Origin of the sequence: Flagellimonas iocasae, assembly GCF_042682725.1 — a bacterium.
Lineage (GTDB): Bacteria > Bacteroidota > Bacteroidia > Flavobacteriales > Flavobacteriaceae > Flagellimonas > Flagellimonas iocasae.
In genome coordinates this window covers 114,957-140,633 of the sequence record NZ_JBHUHU010000001.1, presented here as the reverse complement: position 1 = coordinate 140,633, position 25,677 = coordinate 114,957, and the positions used below count along the sequence as shown (strand labels likewise).

Here is a 25,677-nt window from a genome sequence, read left to right as displayed (position 1 = left end):
ATGCCATGCGTTTACACCGTAACCTTGTTTTTGCCGTAATTGATGCGTTGAACATGATTTTCAATGAAGGAGAATATGCCGATAAGGTCATTGAAAAAGTATTGCGTTATGATAAACGCTGGGGTGCCCGTGATCGTGGTTTTATTGCTGAAACGACCTATGACATTGTGCGTTGGAAACGACTCTACACCGAGATTGCCGAAGCCCATGAGCCCTATACCCGTCCCCATTTGTTCCGATTATTCACAGTATGGTGCGTATTACGGGGCATCCGAATCCCTGATTGGAAACAGTTGGAGGATACCCCGGAACGTAGAATCAAGGGCAGATTTGATGAGTTGTCAAAAATCAGGAAGTTTCGCGAGTCCATTCCCGATTGGATGGATGAATTGGGGGAGAAAAGTCTGGGGGACAAACGTTGGACCAAGGAAATTGCTGCACTCAACCAACAAGCGGATGTTATCCTCCGTACCAATATCCTAAAAATCCAAAAAGAGCAATTGCAAGCTTTTTTGGCCAAGGACGAGATTGAAACAGAAACCTTGGAAGGGTATCCAGATGCTCTTCGATTAAAAGAGCGCAAAAATGTCTTTACCACAGAAGCCTTTAAGGATGGTCTGTTTGAAGTTCAGGATGCTTCTTCGCAATTGGTCGCCCCATTTTTGGAGGTGAAACCAGGGCAGCGTGTCATTGATGCCTGTGCCGGTGCGGGTGGTAAAACGCTTCACTTGGCTTCCCAAATGGAAAACAAAGGTCAATTGATTGCGTTGGACATTTATGAAAGTAAATTGAAAAAACTCAAAATACGGGCACGCCGCAACGGTATCCATAATTTTGAGACCAGAGCCATTGATTCCACCAAAGTCATTAAAAAATTACATGGTAGTGCAGACCGATTACTACTGGATGCCCCTTGTTCTGGTTTGGGGGTGCTGCGCAGAAACCCTGACTCTAAATGGAAGTTGGAACCCGAATTCATAGACCGAATCATGGGTGTACAACAGGATATTCTCCAAAACTATAGCAAAATGCTCAAAAAAGGTGGGCAGCTAGTCTATGCCACATGCTCCATCCTACCTCAAGAAAATACAGAGCAGGTGAAAAAATTCTTGGCCTCCGAAGCTGGGCAGGAGTTTGAGTTTGTCAAAGAAAAAAACGTCTATGCCTCTGAAAGTGGTTTTGATGGATTCTATATGGCTTTGCTTAAGAAAAATAATTAGTCACAATTTGTCAGTTCGAGCGTAGTCGAGAACTCTTTGATAACATCTCGACTGCGCTCGATATGACATTAAATCCTATTCCTTCACCGTAGGATACTCAACCCCCAATTGCTCCAAATAGCTATCGTACTTGGTTTCATCGTAGTAATACTTTTCCAATTCTGGACGGAAGGTATCTTGCTTATCCTTGTTTAAATAGACAGGAGGCATATCATCCGCCGTAATCATGGGCTGGTACTTGGTTTCCTTGCTTTGCTCGTTGTTGAAGTAATCCCAAGCTCCTTTTAGCAGCTCTGGTTTCAAAAGGAAATCCAACAAAGTCATGGCCTCAGCTTTTGCACCTGCGGTTACCCCTTTGTGGGCAATGGGTGTGGCCATGGCGATTGCGTTGCTCCAATGATGCCCCTGCAAACCTGGAATGTTGGAGGGAAAGCGCATGGTCACAGTTGGGATTTTCCAAGAAATATCTCCTATATCATCCGAGCCACCACTAACAGGTTCCAATACAGGAAGTCCAATTTCATCCAATTCGGTGGGCAAGCCTTCTATTTTTTCGGAACCTACTTCGGTCTGTACCGCTTTAGCCAAGGTTTGGTCTGCTTCGGACCAAGAGGGCAACCCCACTTTTTCAATATTTTCATACATGGTCTCAGCAATCACTTTGTTATAGTGTCGTGGCCAAGCCGTTCCCAAAACGCGAGAAGTCATGGTAGTATTTGTCATCAAAGCGGCTCCTTTTGCAATATCATTGGCTTGGGCATACATTTCCATGATACCCTCATACTTTACATCCCTAAAATAGAACCAAATGGCAGCTTTGGACGGTACAACATTAGGCTGGTCGCCAGAATCCGTAAAAATGGAATGGGAACGCTTTAAAGGATGTAAGTGTTCCCTCTTATAGTTCCATCCGATATTCATCAATTCTGCGGCATCCAAGGCACTTCTTCCTCTCCATGGCGAACCGGCGGAGTGGGCTGCCTCCCCTTCAAAAAGGTATTCCACGGAAATCAATCCGGTTCCTCGGGTTGGACCCCATGAAACTCCAAAATTGTTTCCAACGTGGGTAAAAATACACATATCAATATCATCAAAAAGACCATCACGGACGTACCAAGCTTTTGCTGCGACCAACTCCTCGGCAATTCCAGGCCAAAGAATCAAGGTACCGCCAATATTTTCACGTTCCATGATTTCTTTCACTGCCAATGCAGAAGTGATATTCAACGGAATTCCAGAATTGTGTCCTTCACCATGGCCGGGCGCACCTTCAACAATAGGTTTGTGGTACGCCACACCGGGATATTGCGATGCTTTGGGAATACAATCCACATCACTGCCCAGTGCAATTACGGGACCATCCCCGTTATTCCATGTGGCAAACCAAGCGGTAGGAATCCCAGAAATGGAATGCTCTATGGCAAAACCATTGCTTTCCAAGATGCTGGTTAGGTATTTGGAGCTCTCCTCCTCTTGGAAACCGAGTTCAGCAAAGCTGAAAATCTTGTCCACCATCACTTGGGATTGCTTTTTATGGTCTTCCACAATTTGGGCAACCTCGGTTTTTAGTTTTTCAACTTGTTTTTTGGAGTATTTTTTTTGGGCGGTTGCGGAAGTGAGACAGCAAAAAAGTAGCATTCCCCACAACAGGGTGTTAAACGTTTTCATACGGTTGGATTTTGAATTAGCGTTAGTCCTTCTAAGATAGGGAAAGGGAATGAAAAACTTACTCCAGTTTGAAACTAGAGATATAAGATTTAACGAATTGGCAAAAAACAATTGTTAAATTGCTAAAAATATTAGCCCCCAATTTGTTTTGTCGTCTAAAGTTTTGAACAAAAAAATGCTACAAAATGATTAAACCAAGAGTTTTTATTGGTTCCTCGGTAGAAAGATTAAATATTGCCTACTCCATTCAGGAGAATCTTGAAAAAGACTGTGAGAGTACTGTGTGGACTCAAGGTATTTTTGATTTGTCAAAATCTACCTTGACAAGTTTAATTGATGCTTTGAAAAGATTCAATTATGCAATATTCGTTTTCCACCCAGACGATATGGCTAAAATTCGAAGTAAAAATTATAGTGTGGTAAGAGATAATTTGATTTTTGAGCTTGGATTATTCATGGGGCAATTAGGTCAAGAAAATGTATTTTTTCTCATTCCTGAATCTTCTGCAGAATTACACCTTCCAACAGATTTGCTCGGGATAACTCCGGGAACTTACAATAGCTCTAGAAGCGATGGAAATTTAAATGCTGCACTTGGACCTTTCTGCAATAAGGTAAGAGTGGTTTTTGATAATTTTGTTTACCTAAGTTTAGAAGGATTCGAATCTGAACCAAATAAGGCTAAAGAAATTGTATTGAAAAAGCCACTGGGATGGGAATATAAATTAGCCTTTGTACTGCTAGAAAGTAAAATTAGTGTTATTGACAAGACTTATGAAGATATTGAAAATGAATTAGTTATACAAAACAAAAAAAGTATATCAGGTGATGACTTTTTTGACTGGTTTAAGGATTTATTAACCAACTATCAGAGTTACATCCAACTTTTTGTAAAATGCTTAAAGAGTCTTCAAGAATCATTCGGACCACCGGGAAAACCAGGTAAGCCTAATGAAATCAAAAAATCAGTTGATAATCTAATTAAAGTATGTGACAATTTGATTGGATTTGAAAAGGAACTACTTAGTTTTTCACCTCCAGAAGAACTATTTAAAGTGAAATCCAAGGTTAAAGGTGCATCAAGATCCTTGATTATTGACCCTTTAAAAGACTTACAAAGTCGTTTAGAACAAGTTATCAATCAACTCGATGAAAAGACGGAAAAAGTGGATAATTCCGTTAAAATAACACTTACACCTGTTTTACCAAAAGAAGTACTTACCGTAGTTGATGACTTTAGAAAATTCAGAGGCCTATAATTTTAATAACTATTGTATTTCACTTTTATTTAATAAGATTCAAAATCGTAAATTTGCACTTTCTTAAACCGTTCAACGCTCAGATTGTATGATCCATTTTTTTGGGGACAAGGCTACCAAGGTTTTCGCCGTCCAAACCGCTCAAGAGATTGCAAAGGAAGATATTGAAAAGTTAACTTGGTTGTTCGGCAACCAACCCAAAATAGAAGCGGCGTCACTCGACGCCTTTTTTGTTGGGCCACGGGCCGCCATGGTCACACCATGGAGTACCAACGCTACTGAGATTACCCAAAATATGGGCATCACAGGAATCATCCGCATTGAGGAATTCCGCGCCATTGCCGAAGACTTTACGGAGTACGACCCCATGCTTTCCCAAAAATATAAGGGACTGAATCAGGATATTTATACCATCAACATTGTTCCCGAACCCATCCAGGAGATTGCCAACATTGCCGATTACAACCAAAAGGAAGGTTTGGCTTTGAGTGACGAGGAAGTGGAATACCTTGAAGGGCTTGCTCAAAAATTAGGGCGTAAGTTGACGGATTCTGAAGTGTTCGGGTTCAGTCAGGTGAATTCGGAGCATTGCCGACATAAAATATTCAACGGAACTTTTGTAATCGATGGGAAAGAGATGCCCTCTTCTCTATTCAAATTGATTAAAAAGACATCGGAAGCCCATCCCAACGATATCGTTTCGGCCTATAAGGACAATGTGGCCTTCTTCAAAGGGCCAAAAGCAGTTCAGTTTGCACCAAAAAGTGCCGACAAACCTGATTTTTACGAGGAAAAAGAATTTGATTCGGTCTTATCGCTAAAAGCGGAAACCCATAACTTCCCAACCACCGTGGAGCCTTTCAACGGTGCTGCAACCGGTTCAGGAGGGGAAATTCGCGATCGTTTGGCCGGTGGAAAAGGTTCATTGCCCCTGGCAGGAACCGCAGTTTACATGACGTCTTACCCCCGATTGGAAGCAAGCCGTCCTTGGGAAAAAGGGATGGCGGAACGCGAATGGCTGTACCAAACCCCAATGGATATTTTGATCAAGGCCTCCAACGGTGCCTCCGATTTTGGAAACAAATTTGGACAACCACTCATTGCAGGTTCTGTACTCACCTTTGAACACCAAGAAGAAGCCCGAAAATTGGGCTTCGATAAGGTGATTATGATGGCCGGAGGTATTGGTTACGGGAAAACCAACCAAGCCTTGAAGGACACTCCGAAAAAAGGAGACAGAATAGTCGTTCTAGGTGGAGACAATTATCGCATCGGAATGGGTGGTGCAGCAGTTTCTAGCGCCGATACAGGCGAATTTAGTTCTGCTATCGAGCTAAATGCCGTACAACGTTCCAACCCCGAAATGCAAAAAAGAGCCTCCAATGCTATTCGTGGCTTAGTGGAAAGTCATGACAACCCGATTGTTTCCATCCATGACCATGGAGCCGGTGGACACCTCAACTGTCTATCAGAATTAGTAGAAGAAACTGGAGGAAATATCGATACCGATAAATTGCCTATCGGCGACCCTACCCTTTCCAAAAAAGAATTGATAGGCAACGAATCCCAAGAACGAATGGGCTTGGTGATTCGTGAAAAAGATTTGGATTTGCTAGACCGTGTGGCGGCTCGTGAGCGCTCGCCCATGTACAACGTGGGAGAAGTTACGGGCGACCATCGTTTCACTTTTGAATCTCATAATTCTGGTGAAAAACCCATGGACTTGGAACTTTCCGATATGTTCGGAAGCTCTCCAAAGACCATTATGGATGATAAATCAGCACAACAAACTTATCCACCCCTCTCCTACACTTTGGAACATTTCCATGAGTATTTGGAGAACGTTTTACAACTGGAAGCGGTTGCAAGTAAGGATTGGTTGACCAACAAAGTCGACCGATGCGTGGGCGGCCATGTGGCCAAGCAACAATGTGCGGGACCATTGCAATTACCCTTGAACAACTGCGGAGTTATGGCGCTTGATTTTAAAGGTAAAGAAGGAATTGCAACCACCATTGGGCATTCGCCTGTTTCCGCTTTGATTGACCCGGTGGCCGGAAGTCGTAATAGTGTTACCGAGTCATTAACCAACATGGTTTGGGCTCCTTTAAAAGATGGATTGAAATCCGTTTCATTATCTGCCAACTGGATGTGGCCCTGTCGCAATGAAGGTGAGGATGCCCGTTTATACAAGGCGGTGGAATCTTTGTCTGATTTTGTGATTGAATTGGGTATTAACGTGCCTACCGGAAAGGATTCGCTTTCCATGAAACAAAAATATAAGGATGCCGAGGTGTTGTCCCCAGGAACCGTAATTGTTTCTGCAGCAGCCCATTGCAACGACATTACCAAAGTAGTGGAGCCTGTGCTACAAAAAGAGGGGGGCGACATCTACTATATCAATATTTCAAAGGACAGTCACAAATTGGGCGGTTCATCCTTTGCGCAAGTATTGTATGGCATCGGAGATGAGACGCCTTCAGTCTTGGAAGCAGAATATGTGAAAACTGTTTTCAACACCCTCCAAAAATTGATTAAAAACAACCAAATCTTGGCAGGTCACGATGTGGCTTCAGGTGGATTGATCACGACCCTTTTGGAACTCTGCTTTGCAGACAATAACCTTGGAGCCCAACTGGATTTGAACGGAATTGGAGAATCGGACAGCATCAAACTATTGTTTTCAGAAAATGCCGGACTTGTTTTCCAAGCGAAGGATGCGTCCGTAGAAAACATATTGAACGATGCTGGAATTACATTCCACAAAATAGGTAGTGTCACTTCGGAAAGCACTTTGAGCATCAAAAATAATGGGGTTGAAATTGGGTTGAACATTGCATCACTTCGTGATACCTGGTTCAAAACTTCCTATCTGTTGGACAGCAAGCAAACTGCGAACGGACTGGCCAAAGACCGATATGATAACTACAAGCAGCAGGAATTGCAATATGTTTTTCCTGAAAATTTTGATGGAAAGCTCCCGTTGGCTTCGACTCCGCTCAGCCAACGACCCAAAGCGGCCATCCTTCGCGAAAAAGGAAGTAATTCCGAGCGCGAAATGGCCAATGCCATGTATTTGGCAGGCTTTGATGTAAAAGATGTACACATGACCGACCTTATCACGGGTCGAGAAACCTTGGAGGATATCCAATTTATTGGTGCTGTGGGCGGATTCTCGAATTCTGATGTTTTAGGAAGTGCCAAAGGTTGGGCAGGTGCCTTCAAGTACAATGAAAAGGCAAACAAGGCATTGAAAGACTTTTTTGCCCGTCCTGATACGCTATCCGTAGGAATTTGTAACGGCTGTCAGTTATTTATGGAATTGGATTTAATCAATCCAGAACACGAGACGCACGGCAAAATGACCTACAACGAGTCCCATAAGCACGAAAGTGGATTCACTTCGGTAAAGATTCAGGAAAACAACTCCGTGATGCTCTCCAATATGGCTGGCACCACATTGGGCGTTTGGATAAGTCATGGTGAGGGCAAATTCAGTCTTCCCCATGCCGAAAATGAGTATGATATTGTGGCCAAATATGGGTATGAAGGGTATCCGGCCAATCCCAATGGGAGTGATTACAATACGGCCATGCTCTGTGATAAAACTGGACGCCACTTGGTGACCATGCCCCATATTGAACGGTCCACATTCCCTTGGAACTGGGCACACTATCCAAAGGATAGAACTGATGCCGTATCACCTTGGCTACAAGCTTTTGTAAATGCCAGGGAATGGGTGGAAAACGTAAACCATGAAAATTAGGCAAGCTAAAAAAGAAGATGTTCCTGCCATAGTACAAATGCTGGCCAATGACAAATTGGGGAAGCTTCGGGAAGAGTATAGAGACCCACTTCCCGACACATACTACCATGCCTTTGACAATATCTTCAATGACCCCAACCAAGAGTTGGTTGTCATCGAAAATGAAAATGGTGAAGTTATTGGCACCCTGCAATTGAGTTTCATTCAATATCTCACCTATCAAGGAGGAATTCGGGCACAGATAGAGGCAGTTCGCGTACATGAAGACTATCGGGGAAAAGGGATTGGAAAACAATTATTCCAATGGGCGATTGCCAAATCCGAAGAAAAAGGAGCCCATGTGGTACAATTGACCACAGACAAAAAACGACCTGAGGCATTGGCTTTTTACAAATCTTTGGGGTTCATAGATTCCCATGAAGGCATGAAATTGCATTTTGTGTAAAATTGGCAGAAATTTATGCCTGTTTTTGAATAACTCGTTTTAAAATACCGTTTCCTTTCCCTATTTTGCAATTACTTTACAGAAACTTACTATGCAAAAAGTTACCCGATTATTCGATTTTCCATACTACCAAATGGAAAAACTCCCCCTCGAAAAGGCATTGGTCACCAAATACAACGGCCAATGGGTAGCAACCTCAACAAAGGAATATTTAGACAAAGCCAATGCAGTGAGCCGGGCCCTACTTCGAATGGGGGTTCAGCCCAATGATAAAATCGCGGTTATTTCCATGACCAACCGCACGGAATGGAACATTGTGGATATCGGCATCCTTCAACTGGGAGCGCAGAATGTGCCCATTTACCCCACCATTTCGGAAGAAGATTATGAGTATATTCTAAATCATTCTGAAGCGAAATACTGTTTCGTTTCCTGTGAAGAGGTTTTGGAAAAGGTTCTTGCCATCAGTTCCAATCTTAATAATTTGGAGGAAGTCTATTCCTTTGATGAGCTTAAAAATTGCAAAAACTGGAAAGAAGTTTTGGAACTGGGCGCCGATGAGTCCAACCAAGACGAAGTTGAAAAATTAAAGGAGGCCGTAAAACCGATGGATTTGGCCACATTGATCTATACCTCAGGAACCACGGGAAGACCTAAAGGCGTAATGCTCTCCCATAATAATATTGTATCCAACGTTATTGCGAGCGAAGTACGGGTTCCTTTTGAAGCCGGAGGCACAGCATTGAGTTTTTTACCGATTTGCCACATTTTTGAGCGAATGATTCTCTACTTATATCAATATTGTGGAATTGAAATTCATTTTGCGGAAGGACTGGATAAAATCAGTGATAATGTCAAGGAAGTAAAACCCGATGTAATGACGGTGGTCCCTAGATTGCTGGAAAAAGTGTACGACGCCATCATTGCCAAAGGCACCTTGCAAAAAGGAATCAAAAAGAAACTCTTCTTTTGGTCGGTTGAACTCGGACTTAAATTTGAGCCCTATGGCAAAAATGGATTCTGGTATAACCTTCAATTAGGTATTGCCCGAAAACTGGTCTTTAGCAAATGGCAAGCTGGACTTGGTGGGAATCTTTCTTGTATGGTGTCTGGAAGTGCTGCGCTTCAACCCAGATTGGCCCGAGTTTTTGCGGCGGCAGGAATGCCAGTTATGGAAGGATATGGGCTTACAGAGACGTCGCCCGTGATTTCGGTGAACGACCAGCGTAACAAAGGTTGGAAAATTGGAACCGTAGGTCGCATTATTGATGATGTGGAGGTGAAAATCGCAGAAGATGGAGAAATCCTTTGCAAAGGCCCCAACGTTATGATGGGCTACTACAAAGACCCAGAAAAAACAGCAGAGGTAATGACAGGAGAATATTTCCACACTGGGGATATTGGCGAGGTTGATGCAGACGGTTTCCTAAAGATCACCGACCGAAAGAAAGAAATGTTCAAAACCTCCGGAGGAAAATATGTCGCGCCACAATTGTTGGAAAACCGATTCAAGCAATCCCGCTTTATTGAACAAATTATGGTGGTGGGCGAAGGCGAAAAAATGCCTGCTGCCTTGATTCAACCTAATTTCGACTTTGTTCGAGAATGGGCCAAAAGACACAAAATCACCTTAGGTGATAATGCCGATTTAGTCAAAAACGAAAAAGTGATTGCCCGTTTTCAGGAAGAAGTCGACCTCTCCAATGAGGAATTTGCCAAATGGGAAAAAGTAAAGCAATTTAGACTTACCCCAGATGCCTGGAGTGTAGAGGAAGGTCACCTTACCCCTACCATGAAACTCAAGCGCAAAATTGTAAAGGAGAAATATTTAGATCTCTACAATGATATTTACGGGCATTGAATCTTGCGCCATCAAACTAAAAAAGGTTACCCTAGAATCATAATTCGGCAATCATAATTTTCAAAGGATATTTTGATAAATTTATTATGCATGCATAATTAATTTTCATATATTTGAGAACACCAAACTGTTCTATGAAAGATTTGACCATTGATTATGCATTGAGAGCCACTTGGCAAGCCGTCAGTAAAATGTACAATGAAGAGGCAAAGAATTATGGGGTTACCATGGCTATTGGCTTTACGTTGTTGAGCATTGACCCCAAGGAAGGCACTCCAAGCACCGCACTTGGGCCCAAAATGGGAATGGAGGCCACAAGTTTATCCAGGATCTTAAAAAATATTGAAGAAAGAGGTTTTATCCAACGAAAACCAAATCCAAAAGATGGTAGAGGAGTTTTGATTCACCTTACCGCTCTGGGACTGGAAAAACGAAAGGAATCCAAAGACGTTGTGCTCCGCTTTAATGAGGTGGTCAAAGAAAATATTTCTGAAGAAAACCTAATGGGTTTCTTTAAAACTATGGACATCATCAACAAATTGATTTCAGATAAAAAAGTATACATAAAAACGACTAATTAAAACAAACATACATCAATGAAAAGGCATATCAACAAAGTTGCCGTAATCGGTTCTGGTATTATGGGAAGTGGCATTGCCTGCCATTTTGCAAATATCGGCGTCGAAGTTTTATTGCTGGATATTGTACCAAGGGAACTCAACGAAAAGGAAAAGTCCAAAGGGCTCTCCTTGGAGGATAAAGTGGTTCGCAACCGATTGGTGAACGATGCCTTGGCCGCAGCATTAAAATCAAAACCCTCCCCCATTTACCATCAAAAATTTGCAAGCCGAATAACTACAGGCAACTTGGAAGATGACATTTCCAAAGTTTCCAAAGTGGACTGGATCATTGAGGTGGTTGTGGAGCGATTGGACATCAAAAAGCAAGTTTTCGAAAACTTGGAAAAATATAGAACTCCGGGTACACTCATAACTTCAAATACTTCGGGTATTCCCATTAAGTTTATGAATGAAGGGAGAAGTCAGGATTTCAAGGAGCACTTCTGCGGAACTCACTTCTTTAACCCTCCTCGTTACCTGAAACTCTTTGAAATCATCCCTGGACCTGAAACCTCTCCGGAAGTTTTGGAGTTTTTGAACAGTTATGGAGAACAGTATTTGGGCAAAACTTCGGTAGTGGCCAAAGATACCCCTGCCTTTATCGGTAACCGTATTGGGATTTTCAGCATTCAGAGTCTGTTCCATATGGTAAAAGAAATGGGAATGACGGTAGAGGAAGTTGACAAGCTTACCGGACCCGTTATTGGTAGACCAAAATCGGCTACCTTCCGTACCGTTGATGTGGTAGGGTTGGATACTTTGGTGCATGTTGCTAATGGTATCAGTGAAAATTGTAAGGATGATGAACGCCATGAGCTGTTTCAACTCCCCGATTTCATCAATACCATGATGGAAAACAAATGGCTAGGCAGCAAAACCGGACAAGGATTCTACAAAAAAGTTACTGGCGATGATGGCAAGAGCGAAATCCTCACCTTGGGTTTGGACTCGATGGAGTATCGCTCTAAGAAGAGTGCAAAATTCGCCACCTTGGAGCTTACCAAAACCATAGATAAGGTAATCAATAGATTTCCTGTCTTGGTGGATGGAAAGGATAAAGCAGGTGAGTTTTATCGAAAGAGTTTCGGGGCTTTGTTTGCTTATGTTACCCATCGCATTCCTGAAATCACCGATGAGCTTTACAAGATTGATGATGCGATGAAAGCCGGGTTTGGCTGGGAACACGGTCCATTCCAGATTTGGGATGCCGTAGGACTGGATAAAGGTTTGGAATTTATCAAAGCCGAAGGTTTGGAGGCAGCCCCTTGGATTGCGGAAATGAAAGCGGCTGGCATTGATTCCTTCTATTCGGTAAAAGATGGAGCTACCTATTTTTATAATATCCCCAAGAAGGCCATGGAAAAAGTTCCTGGTCAGGACGCCTTTATCATTTTGGACAACATTAGAAAGTCCAACGAGGTATTCAAAAATAGTGGTGTAGTCATCGAGGATTTGGGTGATGGCATTTTGAACTGCGAGTTCCAATCCAAAATGAATACCATCGGCGGTGATGTTTTGGCTGGATTGAACAAAGCCGTAGACCTAGCGGAAAAGGATTTTCAAGGATTGGTGGTCGGTAACCAAGCCGCCAACTTCTCTGTTGGAGCCAATATTGGAATGATTTTCATGATGGCGGTGGAACAGGAATATGATGAATTGAACATGGCCATCAAATACTTTCAGGATACCATGATGCGTATGCGGTACTCTTCTATTCCAACCGTTTCCGCGCCGCACGGCATGTGCCTGGGTGGTGGATGTGAACTTTCCATGCATGCCGATAAAGTAGTTGCTGCCGCGGAAACCTATATTGGATTGGTTGAATTTGGCGTCGGTGTGATTCCTGGTGGAGGTGGTTCCAAGGAAATGACGCTTCGCGCCTCAGATACCTTCCAGAAAAATGATGTGGAATTGAACGTGTTGCAAGAGTACTTCCTGACCATCGGTATGGCCAAAGTATCGACTTCAGCGTATGAAGCTTTCGATTTGGGCATCCTTCAAAAAGGAAAAGATGTAGTGGTCGTGAACAAAGACAGACAAATCGCTACAGCCAAGGCCTATGCCAAATTAATGGCGGAAGCAGGATACACGAAACCCATACCACGAAAAGATGTGAAAGTTTTGGGTAAACAGGCACTTGGAATGTTCTTGGTAGGAACCGATTCCATGGAAGCGGGACATTACATCTCGGAGCACGACAGGAAAATTGCCGACAAACTAGCCTATGTGATGGCCGGAGGAGATTTATCTGAAGCCAATTATGTTAGTGAACAATACTTGTTGGACCTAGAGCGGGAAGCATTCCTTTCATTATGTACAGAGCGAAAGACTTTGGAGCGCATCCAACACATGTTGAAAACAGGGAAACCGCTTCGTAACTAGAAAAGGGAATCAAGAAAGCAGAGCCAAGACAAAGTCTTTTCTCTTGGTTCTTGAATCTAAAAATCAAAAAGAAAAATGAAAACAGCATATATCGTAAAAGCATACAGAACGGCAGTGGGTAAGGCACCACGGGGTTTGTTCCGGTTTAAAAGACCCGATGAACTGGCCGCGGAGACCATCGAATACATGATGAAGGAATTGCCCCAACTCGACAAAAAACGCATTGACGATGTAATCGTGGGTAACGCCATGCCGGAAGCAGAGCAAGGTTTGAATATGGCCCGACTCATCTCTTTAATGGGATTGGAAATCGAAGATGTACCTGGTGTGACCGTCAACCGATATTGTGCTTCGGGATTGGAAACCATCGGTATCGCTACTGCAAAAATTCAATCTGGAATGGCGGATTGCATCATTGCTGGAGGGGCGGAGAGCATGAGTTACATCCCGATGGGGGGATACAAACCTACCCCAGATTACGCCACCGCCAAGGAAGGCCATGAAGATTACTATTGGGGTATGGGCCTTACGGCTGAAGCCGTTGCAAAACAGTTCAAGGTTTCCCGTGAAGACCAGGATGTCTTTGCATACAACTCACACATGAAGGCTCTGAAAGCTCAAGAGGAAAATAGATTTCAGGACCAAATTGTTCCTATTGAGGTGCATCACACTTTCGTAAACGAAGCTGGAAAAAAAGAAACTAAAAACTATACCGTCAACAAGGATGAAGGACCACGAAAGGACACCAACATTCCTACGTTGAACAAGTTACGTCCCGTTTTTGCTGCTGGTGGAAGTGTAACCGCTGGAAATTCATCACAAATGAGTGATGGCGCTGCTTTTGTCATGGTCATGAGTGAAGAAATGGTGAAAGAACTCAATCTTGAACCCATTGCCCGTTTGGTAAATTATGCCGCAGCCGGTGTTGAGCCTCGCATTATGGGAATTGGTCCTGTAAAAGCGATTCCAAAAGCGTTGAAACAAGCTGGATTGCAACAAAATGATGTAGAACTCATCGAATTGAACGAAGCCTTTGCTTCACAATCGTTGGCCGTTATCCGCGAGTTGGGCTTGGATCCAGAAATCGTCAATGTTAATGGTGGAGCCATTGCACTCGGACATCCGCTGGGTTGTACCGGAGCAAAATTGTCGGTTCAACTTTTTGATGAGATGCGCAAACGCGACATGAAAGGTAAATATGGAATGGTGACCATGTGCGTTGGTACAGGACAAGGCGCAGCAGGTATTTATGAGTTTCTTAGTTGATATGGTGGATGTTGAAATTTGAATGTTGAATTTATGCAAGAAGACAATCTTATAGTAAAAAAGACATTTGAATTTTCACTCTCAATTATTGAGCTTTTTAAAAACTTAAAATCAAATAATGAATATGTTCTATCAAAACAATTGTTGCGAAGTGGAACAAGTATAGGTGCTAATGTAAATGAGGCTACTGCCGCGCAATCAAAAAAAGATTTTATCCATAAAATGGCAATTGCATCTAAAGAGGCAAGAGAAACAAAATATTGGTTAAAACTCTTAAATGCATCAAAATTAGGCAACATAGACTGTGATGAAGAGATTAATGAAATAAGTTCAATAATTAATATTCTGACGAAGATTGTAAAAACATCACAAGAAAATTTAAAATTTAACATAAAAAAACTGCCATGGAAACAGCAGAAAAAGAAATATTACGAGGAGGTCAATTTTTGGTAAAGGAAACCAATTGTGAAGACGTTTTCACCTTGGAGGACCTTAATGAAGAGCAAAAAATGATGCGTGAAAGCACCAAGGAATTCGTAGACCGGGAACTTTGGGCACATTGGGAGCGATTTGAGAAAAAAGACTATGCCTATACTGAGGAATGCATGCGAAAGGCAGGTGAACTTGGCCTGCTGAGTGTCGCAGTTCCTGAAGCGTATGGTGGTATGGGAATGGGATTTGTCTCCACCATGTTGGTTTGTGATTATATTTCTGGGGCTACTGGTTCTTTCAGTACTGCTTTTGGTGCACATACAGGAATTGGCACTATGCCGATTACCCTTTACGGAACCGAAGAACAAAAACAAAAATATGTGCCGAGATTAGCCTCTGGCGAGTGGTTCGGCGCGTATTGCTTAACAGAACCCGGAGCTGGTTCCGATGCCAATTCAGGAAAGACAAAGGCGGTTTTGTCTGAAGATGGAAAATACTACAGCATCACCGGACAGAAAATGTGGATTTCCAATGCTGGATTCTGCAATATGTTTATTGTCTTTGCCCGAATCGAGGATGATAAATACATCACCGGATTCATCGTAGAAAATGACCCTGAAAATGGGATTTCATTAGGTGACGAAGAGAAAAAATTGGGCATCCACTCCTCCTCTACCCGGCAGGTATTTTTCAATGAGACAAAAGTTCCCGTTGAAAATATGTTGTCCGAAAGAGGCAATGGATTCAAAATAGCCATGAACGCTCTGAATGTCGGTCGGATTAAATTGGCGGCTGCCTGTTTGGAGGCGCAAAGACGAATCGTGACCGAAGCCACCAAGTATGCCAATGAACGCGTTCAATTCAAGACTCCTATTATGAATTTTGGTGCCATTAAAGCAAAGATTGCAGATATGGCCACCAATGCTTATGCCGATGAATCTGCGTGCTACCGTGCCGCCAAAAATATTGAGGATAGGATTGCAATTCGCGAAGCCAGTGGAAATTCGCACCAAGAAGCGGAGCTTAAAGGAGTTGAGGAATACGCCATTGAATGTTCTATTTTGAAAGTGGCAGTTTCCGAACACGTGCAACATACCACCGATGAAGGTATCCAGGTATTTGGAGGTATGGGCTTTAGTGCCGACACTCCAATGGAATCCGCTTGGCGAGACGCCCGTATTTCTAGGATTTATGAAGGAACCAATGAAATCAACCGTATGTTGGCCGTGGGCATGTTGGTGAAAAAAGCCATGAAAGGCCATGTGGATTTGTTAGGGCCCGCAACGGCTGTTGGTGAAGAACTGATGGGCATTCCATCATTTGATACTCCTGATTTCTCCGAATTGTTCTCCGAAGAAAAGGATATGATTGCCCGATTGAAAAAAGTATTCTTGATGGTTGCTGGAAGTGCGGTTCAAAAATTTGGGCCAAATTTAGAAGAGCATCAAATGTTGTTGATGTCTGCTGCTGATATTTTGATTCAGGTGTATTTGGCGGAATCCACCATCCTTAGAACCGAGAAAAACGCCAAAAGATATGGTGAGGAAGCTCAAGCTTCACAAATCGCTATGGCAAAACTCTATTTGTACCGCGCTGTGGATGTCATCAACCAAAAAGGAAAAGAAGCCATTGTTTCTTTTGCTGAGGGCGATGAACAACGCATGATGCTGATGGGGCTAAAACGTTTCATGAAATATACAAATCAACCCAACGTTGTGGCACTCCGCACCCAGATTGCGGATAAAGTGGCTGCAGATAATGGGTATACCTTCGACTAATTCAAATAATGCTGAAACAAAGCTAATTTGAGGAACGCCCCAAAATGGGGCGTTTTTTTATCTGATTGATTCCAAGATTCGTTCTTCACTCCGTTTTTTGGAAAAATTAATGGCGCATTCAATCAAGGCCAAATGGGAATATGCCTGTGGGAAGTTCCCCAGCAATCGTTTGGTCTTAAAATCAATATCCTCGCTAAAAAGACCCAAATGGTTACTGTAACCGAGCAAACGTTCAAAATGCTCCAAGGCCTTCTCCTCTTCCCCAATTTTAAAGAGACTGTTGATAAACCAAAACGTACAAATGGTAAAGGAGGATGAGGGAAGTCCAAAATCGTCTTCATTTTTATAACGGTAGAGCAAACCATCATTGCTCAACCCCTCTTCAATAGCTCGCACAGTGCTTACAAATTTTGGGTCACGGGCATGAATAAATCCGTAGGATTCCATCAACAGCACCGATGCGTCCAAATGCCGCGAACCATAGGATTGCACAAAAGAATTGATATCGCTGTTCCATGCATTGTTATGGATATCTTCCTTGATTTCTTGCTCCAGAGCCGTCCATTTCTCAATCTTATGGGTCTTCCCAAAAATACGGGCAACCTTTATGGCCCTATCCAAAGCGACCCAACACAATACCTTGGAAAAGGTAAAGTGCCTGTCTTCCCCCCTAAATTCCCAAATTCCTTTGTCTGGTTCTTTCCAGTGTTTGCCCACAATCCACACGATACCTTTGGTGATGCTCCAAAGCTCCTCCCCGTTTTCAATATCATTGCTGAATTTCATCAACTGCTCATAAATGACATCCATTAAAATTCCATAAATATCATTTTGCTTTTGCTTGTAGGCCGCATTTCCGATCCGAACAGGTTTGGACCCTTTGTATCCATCCAAATGGTCTAGGGTCTTCTCGGTGAGCGTCTTTTCCTTATTGATACCATACATGATTTGGAGTTTTTCATCCTTATCGGGCATCAAATCAATGATAAACTGTAAGTATCTTTTGGCAGAATTCTTATGTCCTAGTTCCGAAACCACTTTAATTACCATAGAAGCATCCCTAATCCAGCAAAACCGATAATCCCAATTTCGGACCTCCCCAATGGTTTCTGGCAAAGAAGTGGTGGCTGCCGCCAAAACAGCTCCGGTTTTATCGTAGGTCAACATTTTTAGGGTAATTGCACTTCGAATGATTTGCGCCCCAAATTTGTGGTAATTCGGGGTTTTGTCGGCCCAATCTAACCAGTACACCTTTGTCCGCTCCAATTCCAAGGCCATTTTCTCGGTGGTCGCCTTAAGAATCTTTTCGTTATAACAGATTAAAAAATAACCGTCTTGCGTAAGGGTGATTTCATTCCCCTCCAAAACGTCATTTTTATTGAAAGAGGTATACAAAAAGAGGGTGTCATACTTTTGCTGACGCGTTAAGCTAGCAATAAAATCTTCCTTTACATAATGCTTGGTCTCCCCAAGTCCATATTCCAATCTGGGGTCATACTTTACCCGAAACGTTGGTTTTCCAGAAACATATCTTATGTATCGCACAATTTCAGGCGGCGCGTTATACTTCCCATTATTGAGTTTGTGATGCCTTGGCATAAAGTCGTGAACCTCAAAAACATCAGTACCATTTGAGAATTGAGTGACCAATATGGCCGTGTTGGGATGATATTCTTGGTGAACTTGATAGCCTTCATCCAAAATAAATTCAAAACTCCCTCCATTTTGTTCATCCAGCAGTTTTGCAAAGACAGAAGTGGAGTCGAATTGAGGCAGGCAACACCAGTCCAGCGAACCTGCTTTTGAAATCAAAGCGGCCGTTCTACAATTTCCAATAATTCCATAATTCAGATTGTCCATAGGTCAATTATCCTCAAAAGGTTTAGTTTGAATTGGTTTTGCGCTCGAATTTCCCGAAATTTAAAGAAACAAAAAATTAAAAACTTACAAAAAGCATCCTTTTATGGGCAAAACTATCATAATCTCAAATCGACTACCCGTTCAATTACAAATTAACAATGGAGGCATCAATGCAGTGCCAAGTGTAGGCGGTTTGGCTACAGGAATGAAATCTGTCCACAGTGGTAGTGAAAGTTTATGGATAGGATGGTCTGGTCTTACCGATGAGGATATTCCTGCTGAGCTTGAAGGCGATATTGATAAGGCCCTCAAAAAGAATGGATGCGCCAAGGTGAGTTTAAATGCCGAAGAGATTGATGGCTTCTATTATGGCTTTAGTAACAGAACGGTATGGCCCCTCTTCCATTATTTTTTGGAATATTCTGAGTTTGAACTCAATTTTTGGAATGTATACAAGTCTGTGAATCAAAAATTTGCAGATGCCATTATTGAAAATTCAGGAGAAGATGACACCATTTGGGTCCATGATTACCAATTGATGTTGGTCCCGCAAATGGTCCGCGAAAAACGTCCCAATACCACCATTGGATTCTTTTTGCACATCCCGTTTCCATCCTATGAAATTTTTAGGACCCTACCATGGCGGGAAGAGATTTTGGAAGGCTTGTTGGGCTCGGACCTTATCGGTTTTCATACCTATGATTATGAGCGACATTTTTTAAGCTCCGTTCGAAGACTCTTGGGACTTGAAGTCAGTTTCAATGATGTCTTTATGGACAATCGGGTGATAAAAGTGGACTCGTTTCCCATGGGAATTGACTACAAAAAGTTTAAAAATGCAGCATCGTCACATAAATTGGAGAACAGTGAGGAACGCAGTGATCTTCAAATGAGGTTGGACAGTCACAAGGCATCCGCTCCGGACACCAAACTCATTCTCTCTATTGACCGATTGGATTATAGTAAAGGCATTGCAAAACGCCTCAACGCTTTCGAGTATTTTCTAAATAAATATCCCGAGTACAAGGAAAAGGTTCGCTTGATTATTCTTGCCGTTCCTTCACGGTCGAATGTTCCACAATATCAGCTACTTAAAAAGGAAATAGATGAGTTGGTAGGTCGAATCAATGGGGAATTCTCCACGGTAAACTGGACGCCCATTTGGTACTTCTACCGCTCCATGCCCTTTGAAAATCTAATCGACCTGTATACCAACAGTGATATTGCCTGGTTAACGCCACTACGTGATGGTATGAACTTGGTGGCCAAGGAATACATCGCCACGCGAACGGATAAAACTGGGGTACTCATTTTAAGTGAAATGGCGGGTTCCGCCTATGAGATGAACGAGGCGCTCCTAATCAACCCCAATAACTTTGAGGAACAGGCCGACACCTTGCAAAAAGCCATAAATATGCCAGTTGAGGAGCAAATCTCAAGGAACACCTTCCTTCAAAACCGATTGGAACGCTACAATGTTGAAGTTTGGGCCAATGAATTTATGAACGCCCTAAATCAAAAACGAGAATTGGGTCATGCCTTTATTTCCCAAAAAATGACGGATGGTTGCTTAAACTCCATCATGGAAAAATACACCAAGGCTTCCAAACGACTCTTATTCTTGGATTATGACGGAACTTTGGCAGGTTTTCACAAAGACCCTCAAAAAGCATCTCCAGACGAAGAGCTGTACGAGCTTTTGGATGAACTCGACAACCAAGAAAACACCACCTTGTTCTTAATAAGTGGACGAGACAAACAGACCTTTGGAAAATGGTTCCTTCCCAAAAAATACAACATGATTGTTGAGCACGGGGTATGGATTTCCAGGCATGGAGAAGATTTTAAAATGCTGGAAAAGGTAAAAGGCCAGTGGATGGAGAAAATTAGACCTGTTTTGGAATCCTTTGTAGACCGAACTCCCGGTTCCTTTATTGAGGAAAAAAACTACTCCTTGGCATGGCATTACCGAAACACAGACCCCGATTTTGGTGAAAAAAGAGCAACAGAGCTCAATACGGTATTGACGAGTTTAATCGGTAATGACGATATTAGCGTACTCAATGGAAACAAGGTGATGGAGGTGAAAAGCAGCAATGTGAACAAGGGAAGGGCCGCTGTGCGGATGCTTGGTGAAGATGATTACGATTTTGTGTTTGCCATTGGGGATGACTGGACGGATGAATTCATGTTCCAAGACCTACCGGATTCGGCGGTAACGGTAAAAGTTGGTCTCAAAAAAACAAAGGCCAAATACCATGTTGAAAACACCAAACGTGTTCGTGAACTTTTAAAACGGTTTGCAAAACCATGATGCAAAGATTATGCAAGCTCTTGTGCCTGTTCGCAATATCAGTAATGAGCGGGCAAGCCAATACTGAGGTCTATCTTTTTGACCTCGACATTGCGAATGGAGATCCCATTTTATCAAATCCCAAAAATATCTCCAATAATGAGGGATACGACAACCAACCTTCATTTTGGGACGATGACACGGTGTTGTTTTCCTCCACGCGAGCAGACCAAACTGATATTTTAAGATTGAATATCAGCGAAGGGAGTTCAAAGTTATGGGTTACGAATACGCCAACCGGAAGTGAATATTCCCCGCTCAAAATTCCCGGAAAAAACGCCATTTCTGCCATTCGATTGGACTTGGATGGACTTCAACGTTTGTATGAATACGATTTGAAAACGGGAAAATCCGCACCCATCTCCGATTTAAAAATTGGATATCACGTTTGGTACAACGACCATATTTTGGTATCAACCGTCTTGGTTGGAAACCGCATGGATTTGGTAGTAATCAATCTAAAAGATAACACCAATCACACCTACCAAAGAAATGTGGGAAGGTCGCTCCACAAAATCCCAGGAACGGATTTGATTAGTTATATCAGCAAGGAAAACAATACATGGGAAATCAAATCACTCAATCCTATTTCTGGGGCTACAAAAAAAATAGCGGATACCTATCACAATGAAGAAGATGTCTGCTGGTTGAATACCAATACCTTGGTAACGGGTTCAGGAAAATCCATTCTCACCTACGATGTCAGGACCGATGTGGTTTGGGACCCCGTTATTCAATTTGAACAAGAAGAAATCAACAACATTACACGAATTGCCGTAAATCCATCCAAGACCCGTTTGGCGTTTGTGGCTGAAGAATCTCCTAAAGTCATCGTACAAAAACAACTCGACGCCTACAATGCGAGAGATATTGACGCATTTATGGATACCTATGCGGACAATATCAAACTGTTCGATTTTCCCAACAAACTCTTTATTGATGGAAAAGTAAAAATGAGGGAGCGTTACAGTGCCTATTTTAAAAACACCCCCGACCTTCATTGCGACATTAAAAACAGAATTGTTATTGGCAATAAGGTGATAGATGAGGAGTATGTAACCAATAATGGCACAAAAATCAGTGCTGTGGCCATTTACGAGGTGGAAAATGGTAAAATAGTGAAGGTCACCTTCATAGATTGAGCCATCCCTTGAGCATATTGGGTTTTTACTTTGACCCTTTTTTGCTACTTTCATGCGGTATAATACCACTCAACTAACATATCATGAAACGTCTATTACTCACCCCTGTATTTTTAGTGTTTGCGCTAAGTCTTTGCCAAGCCCAGAACGAAGTTGAAAACCCTGCCATCTCCATCGCCATGATTGCTTCGGATATGGAGACCTCCTACGATTTTTACACCAACGTTATTGGTATGGTGGAAACAGGAGGTTTCACTGTGGATGAATCTTTCGGAAAAAGATCTGGTTTAACCGGTGGCACAGCTTACGATGTGAAGATTTTGAAACTTGTGGACGACCCTCATTCCACTGAATTTAAACTGGCATCCTTTGGCAATCCCAAGGAAGAAGCGGGTGAGGTCATTCAAGATAAGAACGGTGCACGATACATCACCATATATCTAAAATCCACTGCTGAAGTTTTGCAACGTATCAAAGACCACAACATTAAAACCTTGGGCGATACACCGTTAACATTCCCCAATGGCAAAACATTTATTCTAATCCAAGACCCTGATGGCCTATTCATAGAGCTCATCGGAAACTAAACAGTACCCCATGAAGAAATTTCACATCCTATTCGTTGCACTTTTAAGCATCGCTTCACTTCAGGCGCAGACCGATACGCGCTTGTACGACATTATCAACTCCGTATCTGCGGAACGTATTGAAAATGACGTGACCAAATTGGCCAATTTTGGCACTCGGCATACGTTAAGCGACACGGTTTCACAAACTCGTGGGATTGGTGCCGCACGCCGTTGGATAAAATCGGAATTTGATAAGATTTCGACCGATTGCAATGATTGCCTGGAGGTTTTCTATCAAAAAGATTTGATCAAAAAGGGAGATAATGCCCGAATCGTACACGATGTTTGGATTGTAAATGTGGTAGCCATCAAACGTGGCACCAAATACCCCAATCGGTTCATCATCATGAGTGGTGATATTGATTCTCGCGTGAGCGATCCTACCAACTTCACTTCGGATTCTCCCGGTGCCAACGACAATGCCAGTGGAATGGCCGGGACCATTGAGGCTGCTCGGGTACTCTCCAAATACAATTTTGAAAGCAGCATCATCTTTGTTGGACTTTCCGGCGAAGAACAAGGACTTTACGGTGGAAAAGGATTGGCAGCGTATGCCAAAAAACACCAATGGGATATTGTTGGGATACTGAACAATGATATGATTGGAAACATCACCGGGGTTGATGGGGTGGTGAGCAATCGCGACTTCCGAATCTTTTCAGAACCCGTTCCTCCTACCGAAACCGAAGAAGAACGAAACGCACGTCGATTTTATGGCGGTGAAGTGGATGGGATCTCGCGTCAGTTGGCACGATACGTCTATACCACGACCAAGACCTATATGCCAGAAATGAACCCCATGCTCATTTACCGCTTGGACCGATTTGGTCGCGGAGGTCACCACAGACCATTCAACGATGCAGGTTTTGCTGGGGTACGAATCATGGAGGCGCATGAAAATTATACCCAACAACATCAAGATATTCGTGTGGAGGACGGCATTGCCTATGGGGATAAGTTGGAACATGTGAACTTTGAATATGCCAAAAAACTGACCTCGGTCAATGCCATTTCCTTGGCATCCATTGCCTGGGGCCCTCCTGCCCCCGAAACTGTGGAAATAGGCGGTATTGTGGAGCCCTATGCCAAGCTCAGATGGAGTAAGGTCGATGGTGCCGTGGGCTACAAAATTTATTGGAGGGACACCACTTCCCCAACTTGGGATAACTTCAGATATGTGGGCGATGTAACAGAGCATACCCTAAAGGGTATTGTCATTGACAACTTTTTCTTTGGTGTGGCCGCTGTTGGAAAAGACGGTCATGAAAGCCCCGTGGTTTTCCCAAATAAAATTTTTAGATAAAAACGAGAGGTGTTGACCTCTATCCAAAGCACATGAAACACTCTTTTCTTACCGCAGCATTTTTATTGGGCATCATCGCTGCTTCAGCCCAAAAAAACTTCACCCGCCAAGATACGCTGAGAGGAAGTGTTACCCCTGAACGGGAGTGGTGGGACTTAAATTATTACGACCTCCATGTAAAAGTAGACCCTGAAAACGAGTTCATTTCTGGGCACAATGTTGTTCGGTATAAGGTCTTGAAGACTTCGGATGTACTCCAAATTGATTTGCAGGAACCCATGAAGATATCCGCTGTGACCCAAGATGGAAAAAAGCTGAAATTCACTTCGGAAGGTGCCGCTCATTTCATCAAATTGAAGAAAAAACAGGTGGTAGGAGCGTACAATTCAATCGATATTGAATACTCAGGCAACCCCAGAAAAGCAGTTAGAGCCCCATGGGATGGCGGTTTCTCTTGGAAGAAGGATTCCGAAGGCAATCCGTTTGTGGCTACCTCATGTCAAGGACTTGGTGCCAGTGTTTGGTGGCCCAACAAAGACCATATGTACGACGAGGTGGATAGTATGCGCATCAATGTCACCGTCCCAAAAGATTTGATGGATGTCTCCAACGGAAAATTGGAAGGTGTTGATGAAGATGGAGATTTTAAAACCTACCATTGGTTTGTTGCCAATCCCATCAATAACTATGGCGTGAATGTAAATGTGGGCAACTACGTCCATTTTGGTGAAAAATTTGAAGGAGAAAAGGGGATACTGGACGTGGATTACTACGTACTTCCCGAAAATCTGGAGAAAGCCAAGGAACAATTTTCACAGGTTCCCATGATGCTACGGGCCTTTGAGCATTGGTTTGGCCCCTATCCTTTTTATGAAGACGGGTTTAAATTGGTGGAAGTGCCTTATTTGGGCATGGAGCACCAAAGCTCAGTAACATATGGAAACAAATATGCCAATGGTTACTTGGGTCGGGATTTATCAGCTTCTGGTTGGGGTCTAAAGTTTGATTTTATCATTATCCATGAATCGGGGTACGAGTGGTTTGCCAATAACATTACATACAAAGACATTGCAGATATGTGGGTGCATGAAGGATTTACCGCCTATTCCGAAAATCTGTATTTGGATTACCATTTCGGACCCAAAGCTTCTTCAGAATATGTGGTGGGGACCAAGTCGAACATCCAGAACGATTCTCCGATAATTGGGCCTTATGATGTAAACACCAGTGGCTCTGGGGATATGTACTACAAGGGTGCCAATATGTTGCATACCCTACGGCAACTTATTGAAGATGACGATTTATGGCGAAACATCCTCCGGGGATTGAATGCCGACTTTTATCATCAAACCGTTACCACAAAACAGATAGAGGATTATATCAGTGAAAAAACAGGGAAAGACCTCTATGCTTTTTTCAACCAATATTTACGCACCACCATGATTCCCAAATTGGAATATAAGTTGGAGGGCGACTCCATAACGTATCGTTATGTGGATATTGTGGAGGAATTTGATATGCCCATTCGCATTTTTGTGGGAAGCAAAGAACACTGGCTTTTCCCCAATGCTGAATGGAAAACAGAACCATTGGATGGAAACAAATTTGTGTTCGACAAGAATTTCTACATCGAAACAGAACAACTTTAGTCCTACTATTTTCAAGATAAAAAAAGGGCCCCGCTTTTAGTGGG

Annotated in this window: 17 protein-coding genes; 15 read left to right on the top strand and 2 right to left on the bottom strand. The window is 42.8% G+C overall.

Annotation, left to right across the window (positions count from 1 at the left end):
- Positions 1 to 5 precede the first annotated feature (5 nt).
- Positions 6 to 1,220 (top strand): RsmB/NOP family class I SAM-dependent RNA methyltransferase, encoded by a 1,215-nt coding sequence (locus ACFSJE_RS00590; RefSeq protein ID WP_379829017.1) that lies wholly within the window; start codon positions 6 to 8, stop codon positions 1,218 to 1,220.
- A gap of 75 nt (positions 1,221 to 1,295) precedes the next feature.
- Here ACFSJE_RS00590 and ACFSJE_RS00585 read toward each other — a convergent pair whose 3' ends face one another.
- A complete protein-coding gene (locus ACFSJE_RS00585; RefSeq protein ID WP_379829016.1) occupies positions 1,296 to 2,888 on the bottom strand; it encodes a zinc-binding metallopeptidase family protein in 1,593 nt (530 codons plus the stop codon).
- Positions 2,889 to 3,073: 185 nt separating this feature from the next.
- Between ACFSJE_RS00585 and ACFSJE_RS00580 the strand changes: the two genes are divergently transcribed.
- The 9 genes from ACFSJE_RS00580 to ACFSJE_RS00540 all read left to right on the top strand — a co-directional run bounded on the left by ACFSJE_RS00580 (position 3,074) and on the right by ACFSJE_RS00540 (position 16,697).
- Positions 3,074 to 4,147 carry a TIR domain-containing protein gene (locus ACFSJE_RS00580; protein WP_379829014.1) on the top strand — a complete coding sequence of 358 codons (1,074 nt, stop codon included), beginning with the start codon at positions 3,074 to 3,076 and terminating at the stop codon, positions 4,145 to 4,147.
- 88 nt (positions 4,148 to 4,235) lie between these two features.
- Positions 4,236 to 7,913, top strand: coding sequence for a phosphoribosylformylglycinamidine synthase (purL, locus tag ACFSJE_RS00575; protein ID WP_379829012.1), 3,678 nt, complete (start codon positions 4,236 to 4,238; stop codon positions 7,911 to 7,913).
- Positions 7,903 to 8,358 carry a GNAT family N-acetyltransferase gene (locus tag ACFSJE_RS00570; RefSeq protein ID WP_379829011.1) on the top strand — a complete coding sequence of 152 codons (456 nt, stop codon included), beginning with the start codon at positions 7,903 to 7,905 and terminating at the stop codon, positions 8,356 to 8,358. Before purL ends, ACFSJE_RS00570 begins: the two co-directional genes overlap by 11 nt.
- Before the next feature lie 91 nt (positions 8,359 to 8,449).
- Positions 8,450 to 10,219 carry an AMP-dependent synthetase/ligase gene (locus tag ACFSJE_RS00565; RefSeq protein ID WP_379829009.1) on the top strand — a complete coding sequence of 590 codons (1,770 nt, stop codon included), beginning with the start codon at positions 8,450 to 8,452 and terminating at the stop codon, positions 10,217 to 10,219.
- 134 nt (positions 10,220 to 10,353) lie between these two features.
- Complete coding sequence (locus ACFSJE_RS00560) at positions 10,354 to 10,800, top strand: MarR family winged helix-turn-helix transcriptional regulator (protein WP_379829007.1); 447 nt, start codon at positions 10,354 to 10,356, stop codon at positions 10,798 to 10,800.
- Positions 10,801 to 10,815: 15 nt separating this feature from the next.
- A complete protein-coding gene (locus ACFSJE_RS00555; RefSeq protein ID WP_379829005.1) occupies positions 10,816 to 13,221 on the top strand; it encodes a 3-hydroxyacyl-CoA dehydrogenase/enoyl-CoA hydratase family protein in 2,406 nt (801 codons plus the stop codon).
- Positions 13,222 to 13,296: 75 nt separating this feature from the next.
- Positions 13,297 to 14,487 (top strand): acetyl-CoA C-acyltransferase, encoded by a 1,191-nt coding sequence (locus ACFSJE_RS00550; protein WP_379829003.1) that lies wholly within the window; start codon positions 13,297 to 13,299, stop codon positions 14,485 to 14,487.
- 33 nt (positions 14,488 to 14,520) lie between these two features.
- Positions 14,521 to 14,940, top strand: coding sequence for a four helix bundle protein (locus ACFSJE_RS00545; protein ID WP_379829002.1), 420 nt, complete (start codon positions 14,521 to 14,523; stop codon positions 14,938 to 14,940).
- On the top strand, positions 14,892 to 16,697 hold the full coding sequence (locus ACFSJE_RS00540) for an acyl-CoA dehydrogenase family protein (protein ID WP_379829001.1): 1,806 nt from the start codon (positions 14,892 to 14,894) through the stop codon (positions 16,695 to 16,697). The genes ACFSJE_RS00545 and ACFSJE_RS00540 overlap by 49 nt, the downstream gene beginning before the upstream one ends.
- Positions 16,698 to 16,754: 57 nt before the next feature.
- Here the strand turns inward: ACFSJE_RS00540 and ACFSJE_RS00535 are convergent, their stop codons facing one another.
- The gene (locus tag ACFSJE_RS00535) at positions 16,755 to 18,557 is read right to left on the bottom strand and encodes a glycoside hydrolase family 15 protein (RefSeq protein WP_379828999.1); all 1,803 of its coding nucleotides are present in this window, start codon (positions 18,555 to 18,557) and stop codon (positions 16,755 to 16,757) included.
- A gap of 103 nt (positions 18,558 to 18,660) precedes the next feature.
- Here ACFSJE_RS00535 and ACFSJE_RS00530 point away from each other — a divergent pair, with 103 nt between their 5' ends.
- The 5 genes from ACFSJE_RS00530 to ACFSJE_RS00510 all read left to right on the top strand — a co-directional run bounded on the left by ACFSJE_RS00530 (position 18,661) and on the right by ACFSJE_RS00510 (position 25,633).
- A complete protein-coding gene (locus ACFSJE_RS00530) occupies positions 18,661 to 20,871 on the top strand; it encodes a bifunctional alpha,alpha-trehalose-phosphate synthase (UDP-forming)/trehalose-phosphatase (RefSeq protein WP_379828998.1) in 2,211 nt (736 codons plus the stop codon).
- Positions 20,868 to 22,052, top strand: a complete 1,185-nt coding sequence (locus tag ACFSJE_RS00525; protein WP_379828996.1) for a nuclear transport factor 2 family protein — start codon at positions 20,868 to 20,870, stop codon at positions 22,050 to 22,052. Before ACFSJE_RS00530 ends, ACFSJE_RS00525 begins: the two co-directional genes overlap by 4 nt.
- A gap of 83 nt (positions 22,053 to 22,135) precedes the next feature.
- Positions 22,136 to 22,639: a VOC family protein gene (locus ACFSJE_RS00520; RefSeq protein WP_379828994.1), complete on the top strand. Its 504-nt coding sequence runs from the start codon at positions 22,136 to 22,138 to the stop codon at positions 22,637 to 22,639.
- Positions 22,640 to 22,649: 10 nt separating this feature from the next.
- Positions 22,650 to 23,984, top strand: a complete 1,335-nt coding sequence (locus ACFSJE_RS00515; RefSeq protein WP_379828992.1) for a M28 family metallopeptidase — start codon at positions 22,650 to 22,652, stop codon at positions 23,982 to 23,984.
- A gap of 32 nt (positions 23,985 to 24,016) precedes the next feature.
- Entirely contained in the window at positions 24,017 to 25,633 is a 1,617-nt protein-coding gene (locus ACFSJE_RS00510) for a M1 family metallopeptidase (RefSeq protein ID WP_379828991.1), read from the top strand.
- The last annotated feature ends 44 nt before the right edge of the window (positions 25,634 to 25,677 follow it).